Origin of the sequence: Herbaspirillum sp. B65 (genome assembly GCF_000333555.1) — a bacterium.
Lineage (GTDB): Bacteria > Pseudomonadota > Gammaproteobacteria > Burkholderiales > Burkholderiaceae_D > Herbaspirillum > Herbaspirillum rubrisubalbicans.
This window is the reverse complement of record NZ_BADI01000604.1, coordinates 1-2,024: the sequence shown is the minus strand read 5'-3', so window position 1 is coordinate 2,024 and position 2,024 is coordinate 1. Positions and strand designations below refer to the sequence as shown.

The window sequence follows — 2,024 nt, the reverse complement described above, 5'->3', positions numbered from 1 at the left end:
CGCCAGCCGGCGTGCCTGGGCGCGCGCATCGAGGATGCTGGCGGCCAGTCGGTGCGCGCCTTGCAGATAGATGGACTCGGCCTTGGCCACGCGTGCCTCGCCCCAGTCGAAGAGGGGAATCTCGATGGAGATCTCATAGCCGATCTCGGGTGGCTTGCCGCTCTCGGAGGTGCGCACCGCACCCAGGTCCAGCACATTGATCCAGCGCGTGGCGCGGGTCAGGCCCAGCGAGGCTTGCAGGCCTTCCAGCTCGGTGCGGGCGGCTTGTACGTCCAGCCGCTGTTGCAGCGCTTGTTGTTCGACGTCGTTGAGTTCATCGAGTTGGCGCGGCAGGGCCGGCAATTGGGCCGGCAGGGCGAAATCCGGGGCCAGGCCCAGCAGGCGGGCCAGGCTTTCCTTGTCCTGCGCGGCCAGGCGCTGTGCCTGTTGCAGACTGGCTTGCGCCTGGCCATAGAAGAATTGCTCGCGGGCGGCATCGAGCTTGCTGATGTTGCCCAGGCGCGCCATTTGCGCGGCCAGTTCATGCGCGGCTTCGGCGGCATCGGCCACCTGCTGCTGGTAGCGCAGTCCTTGCTGGGCGGCGACCGCCTTGTAGTAGGCCTGCCGGGTCTGTGCCGCCAGCGCCAGCACGCGTGCGGCCAGTGACAGGCGCACCTGCTCGAAGCGTCGTTGCTCGATACGCGAGGCCGCCGGCAGGGTGATCAGGCGCATCAGCCCTAGCGACAGGCTGCGCTCGATCTTGAGGTCGTCGCCGGCATGGGTGCGCTTGAAGGAAAAGCCGGGGTTGGGCAGCCGCCCGGCCTGGACCAGGTCGGCCTCGGCCACCCCCAATCCGGCGAACTCGGCTTGCAATTCGGGATTGTTGATGAGGGCGATCTGCACCGCATCGTCGGCGCTGGCCAGGCGGCCCGGAGAGGCCGCATCGGCTTGCAGCAGTTGGTGCACGCGTTGGGCGCTGGCTTGGCTTTGTTGTGGTGTGCGGTTCCAGGCGGGGGCCTGGCCCAGGCGCTGGCGGCTGGTCTGTTCGACCTGATCAAAGCCGCCATCGGGCGACAATTGCGCGCAGCCGGCCAGCAAGGTGCAGGCGGCCACGGCAACGGCCCGCAAGGGACGTGAAACGTGGGGAATCATGGAATCCTCGTCTGATGATGAGCGTCATCCACTGCGCACGCCGTCAGGCGGGCGCGCAGGGGCTAGGCGCACGCAGGCGTGCGCAAGGCGGGATCAGGCCAGGGCAGGGGGACGGTCGGGGTTTTCCGGCAGATAGCCGACGAAGCCCGCAGTGGGCTGCGCGAGGAATTCGCGCGAGGGAAGATCGGGCGCGGGCACGCTGCCCAAGGCCAGCGGCAGGATGGCGCCCACCGTGCAGGCGGCGCAGAAGCTGCAGGAGGCGTCGGCGTGGTGTTGCGAATGCGGGGCATCCTGGTCGGCCATGGCCAGGGGGCTCATGTCATGGCCGGCATGAGGCGCGTGCTCATGCTGGTGCTGATGCGCTTGGGCTGGCGTGGTCAGCGGGTGATGTGGCATTTGATGCGGCATCGGATGCGCTTGCGCCGCCTGTTGCATGGCCGGCGCGCAGGCCTGCAGCACCGCGGCGAAACCCTGGACGGGAATCGCCAGCGCCAGCAACCAGAGCAGGAGGAGTTTTGCGCGCAGCATCATGGGCGGCAGTATAGACTGCGCTCGCGTCCGCGATCAACCTGTCCACCTGGCTTTAAGCGCTTGCCTTGCGCTGGCGCACACCGCGCACCAGGCGCAGACCGTTGAAGACCACGATCAGGCTGGCCCCCATGTCGGCAAACACCGCCATCCACAGCGAACTCATGCCCACCAGCGCCAGCACCAGGAACACCGCCTTGATGCCCAGCGCGATGCTGATGTTCTGCAGCAGCACCTGTTCCACGGCAAGACGGTGCAGCAACAGACGACCGAGATTTTCAACGACTACGACATGCGCGACTGGCAGTGCAAGGGGCTGCAGGGCGACGCGCCGATGACCGATGCCTGCCAGTTCGACGAGAGCG

The 2,024-nt window shown here is 67.5% G+C and carries 2 protein-coding genes and 1 pseudogene; all 3 read right to left on the bottom strand.

Annotation, left to right across the window (positions count from 1 at the left end; genetic code table 11):
- The coding region (locus I5W_RS14280; protein ID WP_044529728.1) for a TolC family protein at nt 1–1,131 on the bottom strand (1,131 nt) is incomplete at its 3' end.
- A gap of 93 nt (nt 1,132–1,224) precedes the next feature.
- Nucleotides 1,225–1,662, bottom strand: coding sequence for a hypothetical protein (locus I5W_RS14275; RefSeq protein WP_044529727.1), 438 nt, complete (start codon nt 1,660–1,662; stop codon nt 1,225–1,227).
- A gap of 52 nt (nt 1,663–1,714) precedes the next feature.
- Nucleotides 1,715–2,024, bottom strand: a pseudogene (locus I5W_RS33395) (hypothetical protein); the annotation flags it as partial.